The 26736-nt window shown below is 58.1% G+C and carries 17 protein-coding genes and 1 pseudogene; 5 read left to right on the forward strand and 13 right to left on the reverse strand.

The window, feature by feature from the left end; all coding sequences use genetic code 11:
• Positions 1-33: 33 nt before the first annotated feature.
• A complete protein-coding gene (locus Q0J60_RS04330) occupies positions 34-4404 on the reverse strand; it encodes a DNA-directed RNA polymerase subunit beta' (protein WP_294439017.1) in 4371 nt (1456 codons plus the stop codon).
• Positions 4405-7962, reverse strand: a complete 3558-nt coding sequence (locus Q0J60_RS04335; RefSeq protein WP_367178782.1) for a DNA-directed RNA polymerase subunit beta — start codon at positions 7960-7962, stop codon at positions 4405-4407.
• A gap of 625 nt (positions 7963-8587) precedes the next feature.
• Between Q0J60_RS04335 and Q0J60_RS04340 the strand changes: the two genes are divergently transcribed.
• Positions 8588-9736, forward strand: a complete 1149-nt coding sequence (locus tag Q0J60_RS04340) for a hypothetical protein (RefSeq protein WP_294439018.1) — start codon at positions 8588-8590, stop codon at positions 9734-9736.
• Between the two features lie 594 nt (positions 9737-10330).
• On the opposite strand, the gene Q0J60_RS04345 is transcribed toward Q0J60_RS04340, so the two are convergent.
• Positions 10331-11311: a DMT family transporter gene (locus Q0J60_RS04345; RefSeq protein WP_294439019.1), complete on the reverse strand. Its 981-nt coding sequence runs from the start codon at positions 11309-11311 to the stop codon at positions 10331-10333.
• 147 nt (positions 11312-11458) lie between these two features.
• Between Q0J60_RS04345 and Q0J60_RS04350 the strand changes: the two genes are divergently transcribed.
• The gene (locus tag Q0J60_RS04350; RefSeq protein WP_294439020.1) at positions 11459-12340 is read left to right on the forward strand and encodes a LysR family transcriptional regulator; all 882 of its coding nucleotides are present in this window, start codon (positions 11459-11461) and stop codon (positions 12338-12340) included.
• 8 nt (positions 12341-12348) lie between these two features.
• Here Q0J60_RS04350 and Q0J60_RS04355 read toward each other — a convergent pair whose 3' ends face one another.
• The 6 genes from Q0J60_RS04355 to Q0J60_RS04380 all read right to left on the reverse strand — a co-directional run bounded on the left by Q0J60_RS04355 (position 12349) and on the right by Q0J60_RS04380 (position 18649).
• Positions 12349-12681: a helix-turn-helix transcriptional regulator gene (locus tag Q0J60_RS04355; protein WP_294439021.1), complete on the reverse strand. Its 333-nt coding sequence runs from the start codon at positions 12679-12681 to the stop codon at positions 12349-12351.
• Positions 12682-13086: 405 nt separating this feature from the next.
• Complete coding sequence (locus Q0J60_RS04360; RefSeq protein WP_294439022.1) at positions 13087-14103, reverse strand: DmsC/YnfH family molybdoenzyme membrane anchor subunit; 1017 nt, start codon at positions 14101-14103, stop codon at positions 13087-13089.
• 14 nt (positions 14104-14117) lie between these two features.
• The gene (gene dmsD / locus Q0J60_RS04365) at positions 14118-14774 is read right to left on the reverse strand and encodes a Tat proofreading chaperone DmsD (RefSeq protein ID WP_294439023.1); all 657 of its coding nucleotides are present in this window, start codon (positions 14772-14774) and stop codon (positions 14118-14120) included.
• An 8-nt stretch (positions 14775-14782) separates the two neighbouring features.
• Positions 14783-15436 (reverse strand): DMSO/selenate family reductase complex B subunit, encoded by a 654-nt coding sequence (locus tag Q0J60_RS04370; protein ID WP_367178783.1) that lies wholly within the window; start codon positions 15434-15436, stop codon positions 14783-14785.
• A gap of 151 nt (positions 15437-15587) precedes the next feature.
• On the reverse strand, positions 15588-16208 hold the full coding sequence (locus Q0J60_RS04375) for a 4Fe-4S dicluster domain-containing protein (RefSeq protein ID WP_294439025.1): 621 nt from the start codon (positions 16206-16208) through the stop codon (positions 15588-15590).
• Between the two features lie 11 nt (positions 16209-16219).
• Complete coding sequence (locus tag Q0J60_RS04380; RefSeq protein ID WP_294439026.1) at positions 16220-18649, reverse strand: DMSO/selenate family reductase complex A subunit; 2430 nt, start codon at positions 18647-18649, stop codon at positions 16220-16222.
• A gap of 405 nt (positions 18650-19054) precedes the next feature.
• Between Q0J60_RS04380 and Q0J60_RS04385 the strand changes: the two genes are divergently transcribed.
• Together Q0J60_RS04385 and Q0J60_RS04390 are read left to right on the forward strand one after the other, a co-directional pair.
• Complete coding sequence (locus Q0J60_RS04385; protein WP_294439027.1) at positions 19055-20626, forward strand: helix-turn-helix transcriptional regulator; 1572 nt, start codon at positions 19055-19057, stop codon at positions 20624-20626.
• Positions 20627-20953: 327 nt separating this feature from the next.
• On the forward strand, positions 20954-21433 hold the full coding sequence (locus Q0J60_RS04390; protein WP_294439028.1) for a helix-turn-helix domain-containing protein: 480 nt from the start codon (positions 20954-20956) through the stop codon (positions 21431-21433).
• Between the two features lie 111 nt (positions 21434-21544).
• Here Q0J60_RS04390 and Q0J60_RS04395 read toward each other — a convergent pair whose 3' ends face one another.
• From Q0J60_RS04395 to Q0J60_RS04405, 4 genes and pseudogenes are all read right to left on the reverse strand, one after another.
• Positions 21545-22702 carry a hypothetical protein gene (locus Q0J60_RS04395; protein WP_294439030.1) on the reverse strand — a complete coding sequence of 386 codons (1158 nt, stop codon included), beginning with the start codon at positions 22700-22702 and terminating at the stop codon, positions 21545-21547.
• Between the two features lie 61 nt (positions 22703-22763).
• Positions 22764-23360 carry a sensor histidine kinase gene (locus tag Q0J60_RS10510; RefSeq protein WP_367178786.1) on the reverse strand — a complete coding sequence of 199 codons (597 nt, stop codon included), beginning with the start codon at positions 23358-23360 and terminating at the stop codon, positions 22764-22766.
• Positions 23343-24665 (reverse strand): annotated as a pseudogene (locus Q0J60_RS10515) (sensor histidine kinase); the annotation flags it as partial. The gene Q0J60_RS10510 and the pseudogene Q0J60_RS10515, both read right to left, overlap by 18 nt.
• Before the next feature lie 184 nt (positions 24666-24849).
• Complete coding sequence (locus Q0J60_RS04405) at positions 24850-25617, reverse strand: response regulator transcription factor (RefSeq protein ID WP_294439032.1); 768 nt, start codon at positions 25615-25617, stop codon at positions 24850-24852.
• A gap of 368 nt (positions 25618-25985) precedes the next feature.
• On the opposite strand from Q0J60_RS04405, the gene Q0J60_RS04410 reads away from it, so the two are divergent.
• Positions 25986-26636 (forward strand): C39 family peptidase, encoded by a 651-nt coding sequence (locus tag Q0J60_RS04410; protein ID WP_294439033.1) that lies wholly within the window; start codon positions 25986-25988, stop codon positions 26634-26636.
• The last annotated feature ends 100 nt before the right edge of the window (positions 26637-26736 follow it).

The following is a 26736-nucleotide window of genomic DNA, read 5'->3' on the forward strand; positions in this document are numbered from 1 at the left end:
CAATCCGCAGATGGAAGAGCCTTTGCGCGAAGACTAGTCTTCGTCGGACTCTTCCTCATGCTTCTTGCTGGTCTCGCCGAAGCCGAGGTCGCCCAGGCCGCCCAGCAGGGCGTCGAGCTCGCTCAGGTCGCGATGGTAGCTGCGCGGAGGCAGCGCCTCGCCCAGCATCTCCTCGCCCTCGGTGTTGAAGGTCGCAGGAGCGTCGCCGCCGATGAGGATGGTGTCATCGGGGCTGAACACCATGTCGAGCAGCTGGCTCATGTCGTCGTTGGACGCAGCCAGGTCGTCCTCGAGCAGGTAGGACAGCTCATGCTCCTCCAGGCCGGCCTTCAGCTCCTCCAGAGCCTTGGCGCCGATGCCCTCGATGCGCAGGAGCTCGTCCTCGGTGTAGCCAACCAGATCGCCCACCGTCTCGATGCCGGCCTCGCTGAACTTATTGGCCCAGCGCTGCGAAACGCCCAGGTCGTCGTACAGGTAGAGGCGTGCATCCTCGTCGGAGAGCTGCTGGCCGCGACCGCCGCGGAAGCTGCCGGCGCCGAAGTAGCTCGGGTACGCGCCCATGTAGTTGTCGTCGAGCGACCAGTCGGGGCGCTGCGGCAGCAGGCTCTCGATCTCGCGCAGCTCGGCGGGAGCGTAATCGGGCAGCGTGCCTTCTTCCTCGGGCTTGACGGCCTGACCCTTGTAGGTGAGGCCCACCTTGTGGTAGCGGGGCAGGCCCGTACCGGCAGGAATCGGCTTGCCGATGATGACGTTCTCCTTCAGGCCGGCCAGGTGGTCGGTCTTGCCCTCGATGGCGGCGTCGGTGAGCACCTTGGTGGTCTCCTGGAACGACGCAGCCGAGAGGAACGAATCCGTGGCGAGCGATGCCTTGGTGATGCCCAGCAGCAGCGGCTGGCCCACGGGAGGCTGCTTGCCCTCGGCCTCGCACTCATGCGCAACGCGCTCGAACTCGTAGCGGTTCACCTGGCGACCCGGCAGCAGGTCGGACTCGCCGGCGTCCAGCACGACCACCTTGCGCAGCATCTGGCGCGCGATGACCTCGATGTGCTTGTCATTGATCTCTACGCCCTGGGACACGTACACGTCCTGGACCTGGGCAACGATGTAGCGCAGCGTGGTGTTGGGGTCGGTCAGACGCAGCAGGTCGTGCGGGTTCACGGAACCCTTGGTCAGCTGCTGGCCAACCTTGACCTCGCAGCCATCCGTCACGCCGCTGAGCAGCTGGGCGCGAGCCGAAACCACGTACTCGCGGTAATTACCCTCGGCATCGTGGATGGTAAGGGTCTTGGTGGTCTTGTCGCCGGTCACCTGCAGCGTGCCTGCGATCTCGGCAAGCACCGCCTGGCCCTTGGGCTTGCGCGCCTCGAAAAGCTCGGTGACGCGAGGCAGACCGTGCGTGATGTCCTCACCAGCAACGCCGCCGGCGTGGAACGTACGCATCGTCAGCTGCGTGCCGGGCTCGCCGATGGACTGCGCAGCGATGATGCCCACAGCAGTGCCGATGTTGACGGGACGGCCGGTGGCCAGGTCCCAACCGTAGCACTTCTGGCACACGCCGTGCTCGGCATGGCAGGTCATGACCGTGCGGATGACGACCTCGGTGATGCCCGCGGCCTCGAGAGCCTTGAGCTCATCCATGGACTCGATGTACTCGCCCGCGGAAAGCTCGCCCGCGTTCTCGAGCAGGCAGCGGCCGACCAGGTTCTCGTCCAGCTCGCCCTTCTCGTTGTGCAGCGGGTAAGGCACGCCCTCGGTGGTGCCGCAGTCGATCTCGCGCACGATGACGTCCTGAGCGACGTCCACCAGACGACGGGTCAGGTAACCCGAGTCAGCGGTACGCAGCGCGGTGTCGGTCATACCCTTACGGGTGCCGTGCGTGGAGATGAAGTACTCCAGAACCGACAGGCCCTCGCGGAAGTTCGACTTAACGGGGCGGTCGATGGTGCCGCCCTTGGTGTTGCCCATCAGACCGCACATACCGGCCAGCTGGCGAATCTGCTTGATGTTGCCTCGAGCGCCGGAGGAAGCCATCATGTAGATGGGGTTGAACTTGTCGAAGTTCGCAGCCATCGCGTCGCCCACGGCGTCGGCGGTCTCGTTCCAGATGTCGATGACCTGGCGATGACGCTCTTCGGGGCTCATGAGACCCATCTCGTAGTCCTCGTCGATCGCGGCGACCTTGGCATCGGCCTCGGCCATGATCTCGCCCTTGTTGGGCGGAATCGTGGCGTCCCAAATGGATACGGTGATGCCGGCGCGCGTGGCGTAGTGGAAGCCAGCGTCCTTCAGGCCGTCCAGGATGGCGGGCATCTCGGAGATGCTGTAGCGGTTCGCGCAGTCCTCGATCAGGCGGCCGATCTCCTTCTTGTTCATCTCGTAGTTGATGAACGGATGATCCTCGGGCAGCACGTTGTTGAACGTGATGCGGCCAACACTGGTCTCGATCAGCTCGCCGGCCTTGTACTCCTCGAACACGCCGTAGGACGTGGCGACCTTGGTGTCGCGGGTCAGGCGCACGCGAATCTTGGCCTGGAGGTCAAGCTCGGCGCGGGCGTCGTAGGCGTTGAGCGCGTCGTCGAAGTCGATGAACGCGCGTCCCTCGCCCGGGAACCCGTCACGCACGGAGGTCAGGTAGAACAGACCGATGATCATGTCCTGGGTAGGAATGGTCAGCGGGCGGCCGTGAGCAGGTGATTTGATGTTGTTGGAGGACAGCATGAGCACGCGGGCCTCGGCCTGAGCCTCGTTGCCCAGCGGCACATGGACTGCCATCTGGTCGCCGTCGAAGTCGGCGTTGAACGCGGTGCACACCAAGGGATGCAGCTTGATGGCCTTGCCCTCGACCAGCACCGGCTCGAACGCCTGGATGCCCAGACGATGCAGGGTAGGTGCGCGGTTGAGCAGCACGGGATGGTCGACGATGACCTCTTCCAGCACGTCCCACACATAGCTCGCGCCGCGGTCGACCGCACGCTTGGCAGCCTTGATGTTGGCGGCGTACTCGAGCTCCACCAGGCGCTTCATGACGAAGGGTTTGAACAGCTCCAGTGCCATCTGCTGAGGCAGACCGCACTGATGCAGCTTCAGGGACGGGCCGACGACGATAACCGAACGGCCGGAGTAGTCCACGCGCTTGCCCAGCAGGTTCTGGCGGAAACGGCCCTGCTTGCCCTTGAGCATGTCGGACAGCGACTTCAGCGGGCGGTTGCCGGGACCCGTGACGGGACGGCCGCGACGGCCGTTGTCGAACAGGGAGTCCACGGCCTCCTGCAGCATGCGCTTCTCGTTATTCACGATGATCTCAGGCGCGCCCAGGTCGAGCAGGCGCTTGAGGCGGTTGTTGCGATTGATCACGCGACGATACAGGTCGTTCAGGTCGGAGGTCGCGAAGCGGCCGCCGTCCAGCTGCACCATGGGGCGCAGATCGGGCGGGATGACCGGAATGACGTCCAGGATCATGTCGTGAGGCTTGCGATCGGAGTTGAGGAACGCGTCCACGACCTTCAGGCGCTTGATGGCCTTGGCGCGGCGCTGGCCCTTGCCCGTCTCGATGATTTCCTTGAGATCCTCGGCGGTCTTCTCCAGATCGATGGCGTCCAGCAGGTCGCGCACAGCCTCGGCGCCCATGCCGCCGCGGAAGTAGTCGCTGTAGTTCAGGCGCATCTCGCGATACAGCGCCTCATCGGGAACCAGCTGCTTGGGCACGATCTTCAGGAACGCGTCGAACGCCTCGGAACGCAGGGCCTTGCGCTCCTGGAACTCCTCGTAGATGTCGGCGATCTCTTCGTCGACCTCCTCGGGGCTCATGCGCTCGTCCTCGTCGATGTCGTCGATGAACTCGTCGTCCTCGGGCACGTACTCCGTGGACAGGCGACGGGTGGCCTCGATCAAGCGGTCGCGCTCGGCGTCCAGCTCCTCGAGGTCGGCCGCAAGCTCGTCACGCAGCTCGTCGACGTCCTCGTCGCGAGCCTCGGTGTCGACCCAGGTGATGATGGAGGATGCGAAATACAGCACCTTCTCCAGCTCCTTGGGCGGAATGTCGAGCAGGTAGCCCAGACGCGAGGGCGAACCCTTGAAGTACCAGATATGGCTCACGGGCGCGGCCAGCTCGATGTGGCCCATGCGCTCGCGGCGAACCTTGCTGCGGGTGACTTCCACGCCGCAGCGCTCGCAGACGATGCCCTTGAAACGGACGCGCTTGTACTTGCCGCAGGCGCACTCCCAGTCCTTGGTGGGGCCGAAGATCTTCTCGCAGAACAGGCCGTCCTTTTCGGGCTTGAGCGTGCGGTAGTTGATGGTCTCGGCCTTCTTCACTTCGCCGTGCGACCAGCTGCGAATATCCTCGGCGCTGGCGAGGGAAATACGCAGGGCGTCAAAGTTGTTCACATCGTATTCGCTGCTCATTTATCGCTCTTCTCCTTCGCCGTTGTCGGTCGCGGAAGCGTCGGAGCCGATCAGGCTCTCTACGTCGGAATCGGTGCCGTCATGGTTCTCGGACATCAGCGACTGCAGGTCGGCCGCGATGTCGGTGAGGGCGTCGTGCTCCTCGGCCTCGGTCTTGGCCGCATCAGCCTCGATCAGCGACTGGATGGGGTTCTTGGAGCCCCTGGTTTCCAGGTCGACCGCATCGAAGTTGATGGCATGGTGGTCGGCGCCGCCGATCATCTCCACGTTGAGGGCCAGCGACTTCATTTCCTTCATGAGGACCTTGAAGCTCTCGGGCACCTCGGCAGCGGGGATGTTCTCGCCCTTGACGATGGCCTCGTAGGCCTTCACGCGGCCCGCGGTGTCGTCGGACTTGATGGTGAGAATCTCCTGCAGCACGTTGGAAGCGCCGTACGCGTACAGCGCCCACACTTCCATCTCGCCGAAGCGCTGGCCGCCGAACTGAGCCTTGCCGCCCAGAGGCTGCTGCGTGATCAGGCTGTAAGGGCCGGTCGAACGCGCGTGAATCTTGTCGTCCACCATGTGGCCCAGCTTCAGGATGTAGGGGAAGCCCACCGTAATAGGCTCGCGGAACGGCTCGCCGGTGCGGCCGTCGTAGAGCGTAACCTTGCCGGTCGTGGACAGCTGGGGCACGAACTCGTCGCGCGCCAGGTCGCCGTACTTGGCATGGTTGAGGTTGATGAGGTTCTGGTTGGCCTTCTGGATGGCATCCACAATCTCTTCCTCGGTGGCGCCGTCGAAGACGGGGGTAGCCACGTAGGTCGGGCCCTCAACAGGCTCGGTGGAATCGGGATCGTCGGACCAGCCCCACTTGGCAGCCCAGCCCAGGTGGCACTCGAGCAGCTGACCCACGTTCATACGCGAAGGCACGCCCAGGGGGTTCAGCATGACGTCGATCGGAGTACCGTCGGCCAGGTACGGCATGTCCTCGACGGGCAGAACGCGGGAGATAACACCCTTGTTGCCGTGGCGGCCGGACAGCTTGTCGCCCTGCTGCACCTTACGCTTCTGAGCGATGAACACGCGCACGAGCTCGTTCACGCCGGGAGCCAGGTCGTCGCCGGCCTCGCGGCTGAAGCGGTGGATGCCCACCACGCGGCCGCCGGCGCCATGGGGCACCTTGAGGGAGGTGTCGCGCACCTCGCGGGCCTTCTCGCCGAAGATGGCGCGCAGCAGGCGCTCCTCGGCCGTAAGCTCGGTCTCGCCCTTGGGGGTGACCTTGCCCACCAGCACGTCGCCGGGGAACACCTCGGCGCCGATGCGGATGATGCCGTCAGCGTCCAGGTCAGAGATCATATCGTCGGAGATCTTGGGAATCTCGCGGGTGATCTCCTCGGGGCCCAGCTTGGTGTCGCGGGCGTCGATCTCGTACTCGGAGATGTGGATAGAGGTCAGCAGGTCCTCGGCAACCACGCGCTCGCTGATGATGATAGCGTCCTCGTAGTTGTAGCCTTCCCAGGTCATGTAAGCAACCATGAGGTTCTGACCCAGAGCCAGCTCAGCGTGGTCGCAGCTGGGGCCGTCGGCCAGCACGTCGCCGGCATGGACCTCGTCGCCCTTGCGCACCAGAGGCTTGTGATTGATGCAGCCGGACTGGTTGGAGCGCTGGAACTTGGGAACCAAGTACTCGTCGAATTCGCCCTCATCATTGCGGATGATGATGGTGGAGCCGTCGACGTAGTCAACCACGCCGGGGTTCTGGGCCACCAGCACCTCGCCCGAGTCGACCGCGATGCGGTGCTCGATGCCGGTGCCGACGTAAGGCGCGTGGGGCTGCAGCAGAGGCACAGCCTGACGCTGCATGTTGGAGCCCATCAGCGCGCGGTTCGCGTCGTCATGCTCGAGGAACGGAATGAGGGAGGTAGCCACCGACGTCATCTGGCGCGGCGACACGTCCATGTAGTCGACCTTGGTGGGCGGCACTTCGTCGGGCTCGCCGAACACGCCGTCAGCGTCGCGGGTGCGGCACAGGATGCGCTCGGAAGCCACGAACTCGCCGTCGACCGTGCGGCCGAACACGCGGGTCTCGGGGTCGAAGGGCTCGTTGGCCTGCGCGATTGCGTAGTTCTCTTCCTCATCGGCGGTCAGGTAATCCACGTCGTCGGTCACCTTGCCGTCGACCACGCGGCGATACGGCGTCTCGATGAAGCCGTAGCTGTTCACGCGGGCATAGGTTGCCAGCGAGCCGATCAGGCCGATGTTGGGGCCTTCAGGCGTCTCGATGGGGCACATGCGACCGTAGTGAGAGTTGTGAACGTCGCGCACCTCGAAGCCTGCGCGCTCGCGGGACAGACCGCCCGGGCCCAGAGCCGACAGACGACGCTTGTGCGTGATGCCGGCAGCGGGGTTGGCCTGGTCCATGAACTGCGACAGCTGCGAAGAGCCGAAGAATTCCTTGATGGCCGCCGTGATCGGGCGGATGTTGATGAGGCTGGAGGGGCTGATCTCGTCAGGCTCCTGCATGCTCATGCGCTCGCGCACCACGCGCTCCATGCGGGACAGGCCGATGCGGAACTGGTTCTGGATCAGCTCGCCCACGGTGCGGATGCGGCGGTTGCCGAAGTGGTCGATGTCGTCGGTCACGAAGCCCTCGACGCCGTCATGCAGGTTCACGATGTAGCGCATGGTGGCGATGATGTCTTCCTGCGTGAGCGTGGAGGAATCGCTTTCCTCGCCGAAGCCCAGCTTCTTGTTGGCCTTGTAGCGACCCACCTTGGCCAGGTCGTAGCGCTGCGGGTTGAAGAACAGGCCGTCGAGCAGCGTGCGGGCGGAGTCGATGGTGGGCGGCTCGCCGGGACGGAAGCGCTTGTACAGCTCGATCAGGGCCTCGTCCGTGGTGGTGGCGGGGTCGCGGTCGAGCGTGCGCATCACCATCTCGGTGTTGCCCAGGATGTCGATGATTTCCTCGCGGGTCTCAGCGATGCCCAGCGCGCGCAGAAGCAGCGTGGCCGGCTGCTTACGCTTGCGGTCGATGCGCACGGAAAGGATGTCGCGCTTGTCGGTCTCGAACTCGAGCCAAGCGCCACGGGAAGGAATGACCTTTGCGCCGTAGATGATCTTGTCGGAGGTCTTGTCGCGCTCGGAGCTGAAGTACACGCCGGGAGAGCGGACCAGCTGGGAAACCACGACGCGCTCGGTGCCGTTGATGATGAACGTACCGCGCGGGGTCATGAGCGGGAAGTCGGCCATGAACGCCTCCTGCTCGCCCATCTCGCCGGTCTCGCGGTTGATGAAGCGCACCTGAGCATAGAGCGAGGCCTGATAGGAGACGTCCTTCTCCTTGCACTCGTCCACGGTGTACTTGGGGTCACCAAAGTAATGGTCGCCGAATTCGACGCACATATCCTTGGTGGCGTTTTCGATCGGGCACACGTCGTTGAAGGCATCGGTGATACCCTCATTCATGAACCACTTAAAGCTTTCGGTCTGGATGGCAATCAGGTTAGGCACATCCATGACGTCGGGAATCTTCGCAAAGCTGCGACGCTCCCTATAGAGGCTAGTTGCTTGGGCCACGGGTCTTCCTTCCTTAATGGATTCAGACTATTGATGCGTATGCGTTCGCTTGCGTGCTCTACAGAGAAAGCCTGCACGGCTTTTGCCGCAGCGGCGTTCCCGCGCCCGAGCCCTTGTGATAAGCTTGGCGCACGCCCTTGCAGAACCCTTGCTGCAAGCCTGCTTTCCCTGCGTGAAATACGCAAATCCACGTAAATACGCAAACGAAAAATTTAATCACGATGAAAAAATAAGTCAAGACTTTTTTTCATGAGATGTGTTGGTTTTCTGGAATCTTATAAAACAAATGCGCTTCTGAACAGGCAAAACCGATTGTAGGTTTCTTTTAGATAGTAAGTATTTTCTAGAAATAAAATACTTCAGCGTCGCGTTACTTAGCTAATCTCCCATTTCTCTCCCTCATTGTGGATTCTTTCTCCAAAATGGCGCTTTGTTGGCTGTGGGAGAACAGGTATCGTGCAGCGGATTCGACAATGTATTCGCAATTGGCGCATCCTTCACCTGGATCCGCCGACGCCACAGCGACCAAAACACGGTGCCGCAATAGTGAATAAACACGCTACGGAGCCAACAAAAACGATGCCCTGCCCAGCCAGCACATCGACAATACGAAACGGTGAAACCTATGACCGTCTGTCTTAGCCATATTTCAGCACTTGACTTCTTTCGAGCGGCCAATGTATCGAAAGTCGACATTCTGGGCTTGCCCCGCACGGGAAAGTTCGACGCATGCGACGCTTCAACCGTATTCGACGCGCTCGCCTCAAGCGGCTTTCCAGCCTATCTCAAACCGCCCGTCCATGTTCTCGTAAAAGGCAGGTCGCACTCGCATTCTGAGAAAAATGTCATCCGACACTCATGCCATTCGGACTTGCCGAACCGAGCCTTCATCCGCCTTACGGACGAATTAATGGTGGTGTCGCCGGAACTATGCTCGTTGCAGCTATGCGCCACCCTGCCCGAGCTGGACGCGGCCCTTGCTATCTTCGAGCTATGCGGCGTCTATTCGCTCAAACCCAATACCAATCCGCGTTTTTCTGAGACCCAAGCAACGAACGCGTCCGCAATGCGCAAAATCGAGCCTGAAGACTTTTTTGGACTCGAAGAAGAGAACCCTAAAACGTACGGAACGCGAACTTACAGTCAACCAGACATAGCCAGAAAAGACGTCTATGCATTTGCCGCAAGCCAAGCGCAAGAGCAGCTGCCCCACATGACAATCAAAGACTGGGGATTCTACAATCGCGAGAACCGACTCACCTCGTGTAAAAGAATTGCCTCGTTCGCCGATTCCGTGCCCGGTGCGCATGGACTGGGAAAACTCCGCACTGTGCTGAAATACGTCCTGGATAATTCCGCTTCTCCCATGGAAACAGCCTTAGCGCTTATGGTTACGGGACCAGCAAGAATCGGGGGCATGGGATTCAAAGGGGCCACGCTTAATCATCGCGTAAACACGATACATGGGGAACGCAGGATAGACCTGCTTTGGGCAGAGCAGAAGTTTGGATTAGAGTACCAGGGCTTCGACTCACACGAAGGCTGGACGAATCGCGTAAAGGATGACCGCCGCAGAAACGCCATCGCCGCAGAAGGAATAGACATCGCGTCTGTCTATTATCAGGATCTGGCCAGCCCCTTTCACTTTGATGCCCTCATCAGCAACATAGCACGCATCATGGGCAAGCGGGTACGAATCACCACCAAAGACCATCGGTACAAGCAAATGCTACTAAGAAAAGCAGTATTACCGCCCGCCTCTGCCAAGCGATAGAAACCTGGAACATGAACGGTCCAAAGAGGCCCCGGCACTACGCACTCTTTGGACCGGCTTCCGCCCGCAGGGAAGCTAAGTGGCGCTTCAGGAAAGTATTCAGCCATGCGCCACGATGCGATTCCTTGTAATAGGCTGCTCTTGAGATGCTGCGCGACAAATGAGCACGATGAGGTCACCCAGGCGGCATTGCGGCAAAAATGTATTGGCAATTTCTCGGAGTATGTAATCCAAAACTGCGTCGATTTGAACGACGCCGCCAGTTTTGGTGAGTATGTAATCCAAAACCAAGGATTATTTCATCGCATAGGAGCTTACTGCGACTATAGCGCGCTTTAAATCGTATTTTAAAAGACGCTGACCAGGTCTTTCCTGAAGCAACCAAGTCCAATTGCGCACCTGCATTCGCTTGCAGGCCTCTAATCGGATTACATACTCACCAAAACTGACGTCGCACCAATTCTGGACAAAGAATTGGATTACATACTCCGAGAAATTGCCAACGGTCGGACTATCGCCCCCATTGCGAGCATGAAATCAAATGCTGCTGAAGGCAAACGAAGATTCAGAGGCCCTGAAGAAACCGAAGAAGCGTCAGTCTCCGTCGGTGGCGCGAACGGCATAGCCTCGGCGGCATACCCGCAAGAGTCTTTGTGCCAAACCGTTCGAAACGGCCTTACGACCCTTTCTCACCTGAGGCCTTTCATCGAGCAGCGTCGCGGCAACGGTGCAGGCGACCACGATCGCAGCGCCCGCAATGCCCATCGCGCTCAGATACTCGCTCAAGAACATCGCCGAGAGCACCGCCGTGAACACGGGCTCGGCGCACAGGACCACCGAAACGGTTGCGGAAGGCAGATGCGCGAGCGCAGTGTTCTGGAGGAAGAACGCCAGACAAGTGCCGAATAGTGCGAGGAAAGCAATTGCGGCCCAGCTGATAGCCGGCACCTGGGTGAAGGCCGGCGTGGGCTCGAAGAGCAAAGCACCCGCAAGAGCGAACACAAACGTGACGCCCGTCTGCGTGGCGGAAAGCCCCTTGGCGTCCACATGAGCGTTCGCGTCCGACAGATCGCGCTCGCTCAGAACCAGTGCGGCGGCAAAGAACGCCGAGCTCGCAAGGCCCACAAGCTCGCCCGGCCCGATGCTCAGCGCACCGCCATTGCAGCACAGGAGATACAGCCCCACCAGCACTGCAAGCTGCAGCGCCGCGATGCTCAACCGATAGGGCCTATGCATGAGAACCAGCGCGAACGCAGGGGCAAACAGCATCGGAAGCGCAATGAAGAACCCGGCATTCGTGGCGCTGGTCAGGTTGACGGACAGGCTGCTGGTGATGAACGTCGCCCCCATGCAGATGCTCGACGGCAACCAAGCGCGCAAGCCTGCACAGCGAAGCTGCGACCCAATATTGCGTCCGAACAGCAGCATGAACACGACAAACGCGATTCCGAAACGCAAAGCGGTGCACCACAGAGGCGGGATGTCGGTATACGCAACTTTCATGACCACGTTCGCGGCGCCATAAATGGCGGTCTGCAGAACCACCAGCATAACGAACATCCAGCTTCTCTTCATTTCGTGCACCTCTTTTCGCGGCATCCTCGTGTGTAATTCCGAAGCTGCATCTTAGTGGCGCCCTCAATAAAAGTAAAACTGGAATATCTTTCTATTGATATAAGATATTCTTATATAGCAAATTACCAGCGACAGCAGGAGCAGGGCGTGGGCAACTCCAAGTACGAAGCATTTCTCAAGGTGGCGGAAGTCGGCAGCTTCAAAGGCGCCGCCGAAGAGCTTGGCTACACCCAAGCGGGCATCAGCTACATAATCGCATCGTTGGAAAAGGAGATGGGCACTGCCCTGTTCGCGCGCGAGCGGACGGGTGTCACGCTTACCCCCGACGGACAAGAGCTTCTCCCCCTCGTGCAGAACGTGCACAATACCGAGCGATCGCTCCAAACGCGTCTGGATGAGATGCATCACTTGGAATCGGGCACGGTGCGCATCGCGGCATTCGCCAGCGTCGCCATTCATTGGTTGCCCGGAATCGTGAGCGAGTTTTTAAAACAGCATCCCAAAGTCGATTTGCACATATCATGCATCGAAGACCAGGCCGAGGTTGAAAATCATCTTTTGAACGGAGACTTTGACTGCGCGTTTTTGGTGCTGCCGGCAGCGCATGAGCAACTCTTCTGCATCCCGCTCGCCCAGGATCCCATCTATGCGGTGGTCGCGCACGACCATCCCCTGGCGCAAGCCTCCTTCTTTCCCGCCGAGGCTTTGGCAAACGAGCCCTATATAAAAGTACGCGGAAGCGCTCATTCGGAATTCGATGCGCTCTTCGACCGCCACGGCGTGCATCCCAAAACGCGGTTCACCCTGGATAACGACTTTGCCGTCATGGGAATGGTGAGCGAAGGGTTGGGATTCAGCCTGTTCGCCAAGCTCATGCTGCGTGACGCGCCATTCGACCTGGCGTTTGTGGAACCCGAAATCCCCACGCATCGCGAGCTTGCCATCGCGGTTCGCTCCTACGACACTGCCTCAATTGCCACAAAGGCATTCCTCGAATGCGTGCGCGCCTGGGTTGCGGCGCAGAAGTAGCAGCTGGGCTATCGCAAAAGAACTCTCCCTGTAGGAAGATTCGCGACAATCGACATCGTGCCGCCTATTGCCTCAATGTAGCGTCGAATGGAATCGAGGCTCATGCAGCCTAGCTCTCCGTTTTCCATGCGGGATACCCGATTCTGCGAAACGCCCATTGCGGCGGCAAGCTCAACTTGAGTCATATTGCACGCCTTACGCGCCTCCCGCAAGCAATATGCATCGATTTCCGCCCGTGTACGCTCGCGTGCCACCTGCATTTGCTCTTCGGTAATCCCATGCTTTTTGAGATAAGTATCGAGATCAGCCATCTTGGTCCTCAAATATTGGATGTTCCACATATCATCTCCTTTCATATATAGTCTATAAGCTATATTGTCAAGGCAAAACTTGTAGAGCCGATGTGGACTCAACTATTTCAATGCTAGCTTCCAAACCTTGCCGAACCCTTGCATAAACCTTGCCGAACCCTTGCCTGATTCTTGCGAATCATGCTGCTGCCAAGTCGCAAATCCTTCCTCGCTTCAGCTATGCGATTGCGTTGAAATTCGGTTAGCAGCACAAGCGTTCTTGCTCAGCGACGAACAAACAAAAAACCGGCCCTTCCGTAAATCTGGAAGAACCGGCTCATAAGACCAAAAGCAATGCGACCTTAAAGCTGATGCATGCTTAAAACTGCTGTACGACACCCTTAGGCATTTTGCAATTTAGCATGCACACACCGATTAACAAAACTAAACGAACCCTTACATTCCTAGACCAATCGTGAGATGCATAGAATAGAACGCAAAACGCGTGAGAAATATGCCCGTGAACACCAGTATGCATGCGATGACGCTCGCTATAAACGCACGTCTCGAGACGCAATCCGCCCTACGCTGATTCGAGCCTGCTTCTTGGTCTTCGAATCCGAATTCCTGCAACGCAACGATGCCCGATTCATGCAGCGCGTTTGAATCATGCCCCATACGCTTGCGCCTATAAGCGCCCTCGAAAGCCCCATCACGCACGTCGAGCATCCACTGCATCGCTATAGAAATTGCGGTAAGCAAAGCAAACGCTACGATGCAAACTCCGTAGAACGGAACCAGGTCAATTGCAGTAGACAACTCGTTTGACACTTCCTTAAGCGCCTCGTTCTGAAACGACATGCAAGCTACATTGGCGATAAGAGCAATGAAAGATTCTATGAGAAAAATCCGAGCAATCTTACCTCGGACGAACTCGGCCCTTGCTAACCTCAGGCTAGCGAGGGCAAGAATCGGACCCCCTACCAACGCAGAAAGCCAGAGATTGGTTGGCACATATGGCGTATTCCACGAAACGATAGTGTCAGCTGCATACGCAAATGCAATAAGCGTGATAAACACGATTCCCGCAATGCAGATGAGTGCAAACCAGATAGCTCTTAAGCGCAGAGCAGGCTTTCGCGAAAACGAATGCAGCCAATACACCCCCGCAAGAGCCAGAAAAAGCGCCGCGCTCGCCACTTCATTCGATAGGGGCGAATAACCCGTTCGCGCAAAAACATAGAGCACATTGCTCGGATTGCCCAGGTGCGTAGCCGACATGACGAGTCCCACCAAAGCCACAACCAGAGGAACATAAAGGTGGCGATCAATCCTTGAACGTGTCTCGGAGTCGATGCGACCAATATATGACATGACACCCATAAGAAGAAACGCAAGGGTGCCCGATGGAGCCAACGTGGTGAAAAGCACCAGCGTCAGCTCGCTCATCGCCATGTCTACGCCAACAATCATGGCAAGTCGCTTTCTTATCGGAAGAAGCGCGGATAAGTGACCTCGAGGCCGAATGCCTCCTGCATACCCTCGAGACTTGCCTTGGTTATCTGCGCCAGACCCTTGTAGAAAAGCTGCTGCGCGGATTCTTCCAGCTGATCGAGGTAATGAGAAGACCACGGCAGCAGATGGTCGAGGAGGAACTCCTTCACGAGCTCCGGCTTCTCTTGGGCAAGCCAAGCCAAAAGCGCGAGCATCAATCCGATATGGTCTTCAGGAGTTTTCTCATCGCCTAAACGCTGAATACCGCATTTGCGCATCCAGGCACGCAACGCAAGGTTCGACTCTCCGAACACGACACAGTCGCGATCGGTATACACCGAACCCCAAGGTGGGCAAGGCATCTTGGCAGGGCCCACAAACAAGCGACGATACTCCCAGACAAGGGCATCGGCATGCGGCCCTTCCGAAAGTCCCTGCTTCATCAGGCTCAATGCGCCGCACGCTTCCTCGGCGGAAACGAACGGCCATTCCGCCGCCGCAGCGTCAACGTCAAGCGACGACATGGCAGCAAGCTCTTCATCGAGCGCTCCATGGGCGGGGTCGTTCAAGAACAAGGGAGCAAGCGTTTGCCCCACGAATACCACGCCCTCGAGTTGAGCGCGCCCCTTAGAACTGCAAACTTCCGACACGATTCCTCCTATACCAGCTCACGTTGATTTACTACGTTTCCTTCATTTGATCCAGGCGGGCGAGCACCGTGCGGCAGCGTAACGACCAGATTCGGCTGCGTCGCGCAAGAAGGCGGCAGAGGCGCCACTTCAGCCACATCGCCGTACATGGTACGCAACTCCCCTATTTCGCCGAAATCCAAAGCACGAAGCGGACAGGCCTCTACGCAAATGGGATTTAAGCCTTGCAATACCCGATCACGACAGCCATCGCATTTAACGGAATGGCCCGCCTTCCGATCGACTTTGGGAGCACGATATGGACACGACAAGGCACAGTAACCACACCCGATGCACTTTCGAGCATCGACACTGACCAGCCCGAGTTCGTCCTTATGCATAGCGCCCGTTGGGCAGACATTCATGCATGCAGGCCCATCGCAATGACAACAAGCGTTCGACACATAATACGCGAAGCAATTTTGCTCCCATCGACCGCCTCGGTCGCTCGTCCACGACCCACCTGCATATTCGTACACCTGACGGTATGCGATATCAGGCGGCAGATCGTGATAATCCTTGCATGCAAGCATGCAGGTCTTGCAGCCCGTGCAGCGCGTGCCGTCGAAATGGAATCCGTATTGCATGCCGCAGAACCACCTCCCGGCCGCCCATACTACCATGAATTCAGAGGGCCGTACGGCACTATCGCCATACGGCCCTTGCGTGATGTCGCGGGTCGTCTAAGGGAGGGAGGAGGGGACGACCCGACGTCAATCGTTGTGCCTCACGCTATCCCGAAAATCTTATTTTCGGGAATTGCGAGATGCAAAGCTACACCAGTTCAACCTGGTTGAGGATGGCTCCCGTGGTGTCATCGAACGGAAGAGCATTCTTGGGCTCGGTGATGACCAAACTCGGAATGGTTTGGGAAGGATCCGCCAACGGAGCAATGGCGCTCACATCTCCATACGTCGAACGCAGCTCCTCGATATCGCCGAAATCAAGCGCACGCAAGGGGCATGCTTCCACGCAAATGGGCTGCTTGCCCTCCGCGAGACGATCGCGGCAGCCATCGCACTTCACATACACGCTGTTCTCGGCGTCGCGCTTAGGGATGGAATACGGGCACGCTTCAGCGCAAGCGCCGCAGTCAATGCAGTTCTCGGCATCGATGTACACCAGGCCGGTCTCTTCGTCCTTGATGATTGCTCCCTGCGCACAACTTGCGAAACACATCGGGCTTTCGCAATGGTTGCATGCTTCAGAGATGTAATACACGGACGTGGTGCAGGTCCAGCCATCGCCATCCTGCGTCCACTCTCCCAGGCCATACTCATAGATCTGTCGGAAGGCAACGTCGTTGGACAGGTTATGGTAATCCTTGCACGCAAGCATGCAGGTTTTGCAGCCCGTGCAGCGCGTGCCGTCGAAATGGAATCCGTATTGCGTCATGATGTTCCCCCTTACGCCTTCGCGACCTGGCAGATGTTGCTATGCTGCGGATTTGCCTTGGCCAAAGGCGACGGACGATAGATGGTGACGGTGTTGATGCATCCGCCATGGTCAATCTTGTCGCCGTTCATGTCGGCATCATGCCACATGCCCTGAGGCATTGCCACAGTACCGGGAATGATGCGAGGCGTCACCTTGGCGATAATACGCAGTTCACCGCGATCGTTGAACACGCGCACTTCGTCGCCATCGGCAATGCCGCGCTCTTCGGCATCAACGGGATTGATCCACAGCTCATGGTGAGCAGCCGTCTGGATGATCTCATTGTTGGCATACGAGGAATGCGTGTGCGCCTTGTAATGGAAGCCGGTGAGCAGCAGCGGGTACTCGTCGGTCAAGCTCACATAGCTCTCGAAGCCCGGATCGAACTCAGGAATGGGGCTAATGACTTCATCTTCGGCAAGCTCCCACGTGTCAGCAAAACCAGCAAGCGTTTCGGAGTAAATCTCAATCTTTCCAGAAGGCGTAGGCAAAGGATTCGCCTCGGGATCCTCGATGAACGCCTGGAGGCTGATGGTCGCCTCGGGAGTGCGCTTCCACACGCCCTGAGCCATGCCGGTATCCCAATCAGGCAGCTCGGGATACGTCTCACGCGACTCATCAAGAATCTGGCGCAGCCAATCTTCGCGAGTCTTGCCACCGTCGGTGAACTCATCTTTGACCCCAAGCTTATCGGCAATCTCGGTGCACACCTCATATATGCCGCGACGCTCGAATTGAGGATCATACACGGGGCTGCCGTAGACGATTGCTTCCATATTGTCGGCATATCCGTTTGCAGAAAGACTGTACTGCTCCTGCAACGTCAAGTCGGGAATGATGATGTCGGAATACTTTGCCGAATCGGTCATGAACACTTCGCTTGTGACGATGAATTCGCACAGGCTCTCATCCTTAAGGATGTCGTGCGTCAGATTAATGTCGGAATGCTGATTGGTCAGCGTATTACCTGCATAATTCCAAATGAACTTGATGCTGCTGGAGAGCTTCTCGGCGTTCTGAACACCAGCGTTAAGCGCAGTCAGCTCCTCGCCGCGACGAATTGCATCGGGCCACATAAACGTAGGCAGGCTCGTCTTAACGGGGTTCTCTCCCGCAGGGAAGCTGGACAGAGCAAATGCCGACTTGCCCTCGCGTCGTCCGCCAGTAGTGCCAGGCAGACCGATCTGGCCAACCAGCTGAGGGAGCATCATGATGGCACGTGAAGTAATCTCACCATTGGAGTGACGCTGCGAACCATAGCCCTGGCAAATGTAGACAGGTTTCGTAGTGCCAATCTTTTCCGCCAGTTCCTTAATCTTTGCGGCGGGAATCAGCGTAATAGGCTCAGCCCACTCAGGCGTCTTGGGCGTTTTGTCGTAACCAGTACCCAAGATATAGTCCTTGTAAGACTTATTCTGGCCCTTGGCGGACTCGGGCATGGTTTCCTCGTCGTAACCGACGCAGTACTTATGCAGGAACTCTTCGTCTGCCCAGCCATTGTTGATGATTTCGTACGCAAGTGCCGCACACAGCGCTCCATCGGTACCGGGACGGATAGGAATCCATTCGCCACCCTGACCGCATGTGGTATCGGTCATGCGAGGATCAATATTGATGACTTCGAGATTCTTCGCCTCGCGCATCCAAGCAAAGTCGTGAGTGTGACCGCCGCCACCCATACGCGTATCAGCGGGGCTGTTGCCAAACATGACCACAAGCTCGCCATCCTGCAGCGTAAGGAAGTTGCTGCCATACGTGCCGCCACCATAAGTATAGGTGCCTGCGGCGGAGATATGAGCCGAACTGTAAGAACCGTAATAGTTCAAATAGCCGCCAGTGACGTTCATAAGGCGATTGACCACAGAACTGCCCATCAAGCCCGAAGACACACCGGAAGCATAATGCACGGTCATGGCCTCATCGCCATACGTCTCACGAATGCGCTTCATTTCATCGGCGATGGTCTGAATCGCTTCGTCCCAGCTAATCTGCTCGTACTCACCCGAGCCACGTTCACCCACGCGCTTCATGGGGTAATTCAGACGATCGGGGCTCTGCAGCCAGCGACGCAGCGAACGACCACGCAGGCAGGCACGAAGCTGCGGCTGATCCATAGCAGAATCGCCCGTATTATCGGATTCGATGTACTTAATTTCCCCGTCTTGAACGTGGCATTGCAGAACGCACGTGCTGCCGCAGTTGACTGCGCAATGCGTCCAGACAATTTTCTCTTCGGGCGCCGCCTCGGTCTGCTGGCCTTCCCCTTCGCCTCCAGTGTTCGAAGAGCAGCCAAAGAGCGTCGCCGTGCCACCGGCGGCCGCAAGGCCGAGACCAGCCAAGGCGGATCCCTTCACGAACGTACGGCGCGACAGGGCTTTTTCTTGTGCCTTCTCCACCATGTCTCCCCCTTCTGTGTTCCGATATTTCCTATCGTGGCGATGCGGACAACCCGCACTTGCCCAAGAAGGAGAATCTGAAGTTCGACCGACGAGACGCGTCGCAGACATCCACCAGAAAGTCCAGCACGCATTCCTGTCCAGACTCGCATTTCTGTTTTATGCGACCCGGTGGAGCAATAACTGCCGAACGCCCCGCTGACCTTACGTCAATCCCCCCACTTGAGGCTTTCGCCATGTAAGCACTGTATCTCTTAATCCATATTACCTTGTCGCATAAAATGTATGAATTTTAAGAAATGCCTGCTCAGAGAGGCGACGCCTTAAAACAGAGTTTTCGCGCTCTGTTTTGGACTGCTGAGCCATATGCGAAAATAATGCGGGACATCCATTGGAAAGAAGGGGTACATGAAGTCTTGGACGCTGTTCAAACCGAACGCATGTGCATTGGGCTACGCGCTCTTCCTGGCCACCAATGCCGCAGGGGTATGGGGCGGCGTATTCCCCTTCCTTCCCATTGAATTCCAGACGCAGCAAATCCTCTACTGCTTTTTCGCAACTCAGTCCATTGTATTCGGAATAAGCTACCTTGCGAGTGCTCTAGGGGCTTACTGCCTGCCTTGGGCAACTCGTCGATTCCTCGTGTTTGGAGCGGGCATTCCTTATTTCCTTGGATGGGCATGTCTTATCGCCGCAATGTACCTCGAGCCGATGACACTTGTATTCATGACCATAGGTGGCGGCCTTTTAGGGTTAGGCTCAGCAGGGTTTTACATGCTTTGGCAACGTCTTTTTGCGAGTCAAAATCCCGATTCCGGAACGCACGACCTCATTTTGGGCACCGCCTACTCCGCACTCATATACTTCTCGTTCTACTTAATTCCGCGTGCTGTCACGGCACTTCTTATTCCCATCGTGTTTCTCCCTTTATTCGGCCTTTGCATTCTTGTGAGAAGCCGCAACATTGATCTCAATCAACCGATGTTTGAAGACGTACCACGCGAACATCCTCAGGTCTATCAGCGCGTGCTCAAAGACTACTGGCGCAGCGCCCTCTCCATCGGCGCATTGGGATTCGGGTGCGGCATTATGCGCTCTCTCGCTATTTACGACCCTGAAGTGGGCAGCCTTGTTAATGTAATGTCCATGCTCGGATCGATAATCGCTGCCATCATCCTCTTGCTTCTCTGGCGACAAAAAAGCGTTCGAATCAATGTGCTTACCGCATATCGCGTTCTTTTCCCCCTGGTCATGACTGCATTTTTTCTACTGATGTTTCTGGGCGAGGGATATTCGAGCATCTTCGCCGGAACCATGTACATGTTCTACAGTTGCGGAATCATGCTGATGATGCTTCAGTGCGCGCAGGCGTCACGCGATCGCGGCATCAACCCTGTATTCATATACGGTTTCTTCGGCGGAATCGTCTATATACTGCATGATTTAGGATTCTTGGGAGGCATTCTCATGGAATCCATGCCATCCGCAGGCCTTTCCCCTGTGGTCGGCGCAGCCGCCGTGGCTATGTGGCTTCTGGCAATTATGTACTTTGTGGGCCAGGGCGGATTCAGACAAGTCCTTATTCCGGGAAAAGCATCTGCTGAAAACATCGAGTTCATCGCGCTTAATGCCCCACGGGTTCAAATCAAAACGGACACTGTTGAAAACTCCGCCGATTCGACAGGCTCAAACGACGATCAGAATTACGTCTCCGAAAGCGCTGATGCGCCTGCATATCGTGACCGCATCTCCAAACAGTGCGCCGCATTACAGCAGCACTATCGCCTCTCCGCCCGCGAAGCGGAAGTCATGGAGCTGCTGGCTCGAGGAAACACAGTTGCCCATATCGCTGATGAACTTGTTGTGTCCGAGAACACAATCCGCACCCATTCGCGCCGCATCTACGCAAAACTCGATATCCACAAAAAACAAGAGCTGCTCACACTTGTTGATTCTTTCGAACCGAGCGATTTGGACTAATTAATACGCTGCAAAACATACTCCTACCTATTATTCAAAACTACTTATCAGAATAATCTAAAACCCGATGACGTCGCGTCATCTGTCCTGCTCAGAGGCATATTTTTGCTTTCAATCGTATAGAAGATGTGTACTTTTGCAAAGTGTTGTCTGTCACCCAACAGCTTCGCCTCCAAACCGGGTAGTATCAGCTCCACAACGCAGGAAGCGAAGCGGAGAGCACCTCGACTTGAGAGACTCGAAACACGGATCCGGAGCTTCACCGTTCTTGCGCGCATCAGATACGGAGGGCCCAACGCGAGCCCATGGAAGATAAGGACGCAAGCGATGGTACACACCTATGAATTCGAACTGTACCCTACGGGAGGCTCGCTTAGCGCTATGCCCTTCGATTTCGAGGGGGAGGTCAAAGGCCGCAGCCGCGCCGAAGTTTCGCGCAAAGCGGTTTCGCTGCTGCGCCGCGAAATCGAACAGCGCCTCATGCATAACAGCCCCATGCCGAAGGCGACATTCGGCAATGCGCCTAGCCACGACGGCGGCATCGTTCTGATCGCCAGCATCGACGCGTCCGTTGACGCCATCGACACCATCACCGCCTCCGAAGCGGCCGAAAAGCTGGGAGTATCCCGCGCACGCATTTCGCAGATGGTCAAAGCCGGCATCCTCGAGGGCTACACGAAGGGCAACGCATCGTTCATCACCTGCGAATCCGTCCAGCGACGCCTGAACAGCAAGCCGCGCCCCGGACGCCCCCGCCTTACTAAACCCAAAACCGTCCAAAAGCGCACGGCCAGCGCAGAAAAATAGCATTCGACCGTCTTGCCGGAACCAATCGGCAATCACCGCCACATAAGACATCGTCAGAAGCGCCGGAACCGCACAGGCTCCGGCGCTTCTGACGATGGTGGGGAAAAGACTTTACTGCAGAAACATCTCGAAAGAAGTCCCCGGTAAAACCTTCTGACGAAGCAATTGTTGTCGTGCCGCATGGTTTTTCAAGGTGATCCTGACGCGCCGACCCATGGCGCGTGCGATAGTGCGCGACAAATCATCGAACCGCTCAGGGTCAATGAAATCAAGAATACGAACAGCGATGACCTCGACCCCGTTCACCTGCGTCATCCTTCGACGACGGTCCATCTTGAGGAACAAACGCCACCCTCCGTCGGGGATAAAGTCTACGATTTCAAGCCCGATTCTGTACCGCGGCCACACCACATCCGCCCAACGATCGCCATCTTTCGTCGATACCCATTTATTCAGCACTGCCCCATCGAATCCCATGCCTCCGACGCGCGAAGGCGCGGTAAGCAGAAGCGCCATTGCGGCCTGTGCGGGAGATGCCGACCCCGCGCAGGCATACGACAGCACCTTGCGCGCCGGTTTCACACCATGCAAGCCCGGCATCGCCTTGACGAGCCGCAACGCTTGCCGCTGCGTAGCCAGGGGTTTCCCTCTCCCAAGGCACTCGCCGCCATCCTGTTCGAGCGCGTAATACCCTAGAAGCTCATACGCCCTCAACGCCAAATCGATTTCAGGCATCTGCGCGCCCATCTGGGCAAAACAAAGCTCGGGTGACGCCACGAATACGCGCTCGGAGAACTGGGCCACGGAGGATTCGGGCAAATCGAGCGAAACCCCATGCTTTGCAACGCCCGCCTGGCATCGCTGATGCGTTCGCTCCTTGACCATGACGTGCACCGGCGCCTCAAGTGCATCCTGAAAGCCGTCCTCGGCGAGCGCCTCAAACACGCGTATCGCCGAAAAATCCTCAAGCGACCCCAATCGCGGCAGCTTCGATACATTGATTCCCCTTTGGGCGCAGACGCGATAAAACTCAAACGCCGATACATGGCTTAGACAAACCGGCATAGCCGCCCCTTCCCACCGATTGGCACGACAAACAAAGCGCCTCGATGTGAAAAGGCCGCTCATATCGTGCCATTGTGGGTCAGCCAGCGCCGCACCCGTTTGCCCACAGCCACCACAAACAAATAGTTGGCGGTGGTTGTTGACGGCGCGGTTGGCGACGACCGAAGTCCAAGACGCTGGTGGTATTCGGCAGCAGAAATGCACGGGGCAATGGCATTCGGCAACGGCAGAAATGCACGGTGGAAATACTCAGATCAGCGCGCACCTATGCGGGCATGACCAGGGTGAATACCGTGTGACCCGATTCGCTCGACGCCATCAGGTCGCCGCCGTGAGCGCGTGCAATCTCGCGAGCGATAGCAAGCCCCAAACCCGCGCCTCCCGCCTGAGTCCCGCGAGAGGCGTCCTCACGGTAGAACTTTTCGAAAATCGATTGCAGATGCGCAGGGCTTATCTCGCGTCCCTGGTTTTCGACTTCGATCGTCAAAACGCGAGCGGACGCGAAATCCGACGCACCGCACGATTCGCCCGTGCCCCCAAGAGCAGCACCTAATTCACCCGTTGCCCCAGAGGCAGCACCGCCTTCGTTCACGCACACACGCACCTGCACCGTCGAGCCTTCATCGGCATAGCTCACAGCATTCTTCAGCAGGTTGTTCAGCACGCGCGACACCTTGCCTGGATCGGCGAAGACGAACAGCGACGCCGGCGCATCGACGTCAATAGAGATGCCGCGCGCCTCGGCCGTAGGGAAGAATTCGTCGGCCACCTGGCGGCACAGCATGCCCGCATCGAACCGCTCCCTCTCGATGGGGATCGATTGCAGGTTGTACCGCGTGATTTCGAAAAATTCCTCAAGCATACCTTCAAGCCGTTGCGCACGATCCAACGCGATGCCCGCGTAGCGAGCGCGCTGCTCAATCGGCATATCGGGCGATTCCTGCAGCATGGTGAGATAGCCCACCACCGAGGTGAGGGGCGTGCGAATGTCGTGCGCAAGATAGGCAACAAGTTCATTCTTGCGTTGCTCGGCGGCGCGGGCAGCAAGCTCATTGGACTCGTTCTCGCGCCGGATAGCATCTAGCGCACGCGATGTGGGCTCAAGCTCGCGCGGCAAGTCAGGCTGGACATCGCGCTTGAGCAGCACGCTCTCCATCGCGCCGAACAGCGTATCGAATGCATCCAGAGAACGCTGCAGCAGCGCCCACATGATAATCACGACGCCTATGAGAAACGCGGCGACGGCGAGGGGGATTTTGAACGATTTCACTATGTTGTACACGGTCATATCGCGGTACTCGTAATGCCCGTCAAGGTAATAGACGTCGTAGTATCCGCCCAGGCCGTTGAGGACGGTAGTCTCCTCGGTCATGCCGTAGTAGCTCATCGCCTCCTGGAAAAGGCGCTCGAACGATTCGCTATCGGTTTTTTGAAGATTACCCACCGCCTTTTCTATGGCGGCATGCGCATCAGCGGTCACGTCATAGAACATGTAATACGCGCCCTCTGACGGCACCCGAATCTCCGACCCGGCGTTCACCGGATGGCTCTCGCGTACGCCGTCCGCCAGCGCAAGGGCTTCCTTCGACGCTCCTTCGCGCGGGCTTCCCTTGCCCTCGCTCGAACCGTACAAATCAGTCATATAGCCGACGAGCGTGTCAGCCTTGGTGGTTTGCACGGCCATCTGGAATGCGGCCCATTCCTCCGTGCCTGCGTTTTTGGCGTCAACGATGCGCCACGGCGCGAACTGGTCGGCAACCACCTCGGCTATCCGCGGCACCATAACCGCATTGAAGGCAAGCGCGAACAGGCAAAACGCCGCAGCCCAAACGCCCAGCAGCGCGAACATGCGCCCCAGGAGCTTGCGCCGCAGAAGCTTCTCCTGCTCCCTTCGGTAAGTGGAACGAAACCCTGCAGAAGCGACAGGCGCGCTATATTCGTAACCCATACCGGACATGTGATCCGCACCGGATCCGCAGTCCGCATCGGACATGCAGCCTTCATTGAACTCGCGATTCACGCCAGGCACATTCGCCGTTCCGCTCATGGCGTTCCTTTCTCGCCGCGCCAGCAATTCAAACACTCGTGGACGTTTTTGCGACTTTCCCGGGCTTAGATGCCCCAAAAAGCATTCTTTCCCGCTCATCCGAGCCAGTTCCAGACGCATGGAACTATCCCAAATGAACAAAACGCCTGGTCGCAAAATGCAACGAACATGACTCAATCCTCCACGCGCACAAACGAGCCGGGAAACTCGAAAAAACGTCCGCGAAATCGAGGTTTCCTGGCCGAGCGGGCATCGCGCTATGCGCAAAATCCTCGAAATGAGCTTCGCATGCGACCAGCCTTGCCTAGCGACGTTCGTTTGCCGCCTTCGCTATGCGATAGCCCATGCCCCACACCGTCTCCACGTAGAGGGTGGACGCATCGACCTCCGCGAGCTTCTTGCGCAGATGGCGCACGTGCACCATGACGGTGTTCATGCCAGCGGGATCGGCCGGCTCGCCCCACGCCTTCTCGTAAAGCTCGCCGGTGGATACCGGGGAACCGCCTGCTCTCAACAACGCTTCAAGCAGGGAAAACTCTTTGGGCGTGAGCGAAAGCGGAACATCCAGCAGCCACGCTTCATGAGAATCGGGGCACATCTCGATGCCGCGCATGCTCAGCCGTTCATCATCGTTCGAGGTTTGCTCCGCCCTACTGAAGCGACGCAGGCACGCTCGCACGCGCATCACCAGCTCACGCGGCTTGAACGGTTTGGTCACATAGTCATCCGCACCTAGCGCGAATCCCAGCACCTTGTCCACTTCCTCGTCTTTGGCGGAAAGGAAGATGAGAGGGATATCGGAGAATTCACGGATGCGTCGTCCCAGCTCAAAGCCGTCCATACCCGGCATCATGATGTCCAGGATGGCGCAATCCACCTGACCGCCGTGCACCAAGGCAAGCGCATCTTGGGCACAGTAGGTCGCCTGGGCATTAAAGCCCTCGCGCTCAAGCAAGCTGGCGACCAGATCAGCAATCTCGCGCTCGTCATCGCACACTACGACGTTGCGACGCAGCTGCTGCGGCGCCTGGACAGATTGCATGCTGGAGGTGTATGTCATTTGCTCATCCATGGCGTCATCCTACCACGGCATTCGCCACAGCCCTTCTTTCTTAAGGAAGGTTTAAAGCGTGGCACCAAACCGTCACGGCTCCTTGTGGGACTTTTAAACGGTGCGACACGTAGTCTTGGGACAACCCGAAGAAAGGATTTCCCATGATCACACGCGACAACCGCCCCTCGCCCACGCCCCATTTGGAAGATGACGCATTTCCAGCGCCCCGACCTTTTTCGCGCAATCCTTCACGCACGATGCGCTCAACGGGTGCACAGTCGCCCACTTCGGGAGCCGCACGCCCCTCGCCCAAAGCTCCCTACGCGCGCACGGTTCTTCACGGGCGTCGCTTGTTCTCCCGCAGGCGACGCAGCGTCGATCTCATCGTGGCGATTGCTATCGTGGCAGCGTTGGCGGCAGTGGCCTCATGCGCGTTCTTCACCTGGAAGCAGGCAAGTGTTTACACAGCAAGCCAGCAAAGCGGCACCCTGAATTCAAGCAATGTGTTCGAAAGCGGCACGAGCACGCCGAAGAGCGAGTGGCATCAGGGTGAAGTGCCCATGTTGTTCCAAACCGACCCCGCATGGGGTAGCAACCCTTATGCTGGCTCGGACATCGCAACGGCAGGATGCGGACCGACCTGCTTGAGCATGGTCTATATTGCGCTTACGGGCAAAACCAACATGGGGCCTGTAGAAATGGCGGCGTTTTCCGAGAAGAACGGCTACGTCCAAGACGGCATGACCGCGTGGGCGCTGATGACCGATGGGGCGAGTGAGCTGGGGCTTGTCGCCGAAGAGCTCCCCGCCAGCGTGAGCGCCCTTATCGGCGCACTTGAAGAGGGCCGGCTTGTCATTGCCTCCATGCTGCCGGGCGATTTCACCACCGTGGGCCACTTCATCGTGATTGCCGGCGTGGACTCGTCGGGCAAACTCGTGGTGCGCGACCCCAACAGCGCCGAGCGCAGCATGCAGACGTGGGACGCACAAACCGTGCTCGCCCAATGCGCAAACCTCTGGGCGTATTCGAGGGGCTGATGCGCTCGCGCTCTATGATGCGAAGACGGGCCCGCCTCCGCAGCGCGCTTCTCATCACCGCAGCGCGTATCCAACCGACGGATAGGCGCCCAAGCAAAAG

It is taken from the genome of uncultured Slackia sp. (assembly GCF_944321625.1).
Classification (GTDB): Bacteria; Actinomycetota; Coriobacteriia; order Coriobacteriales; family Eggerthellaceae; genus Slackia.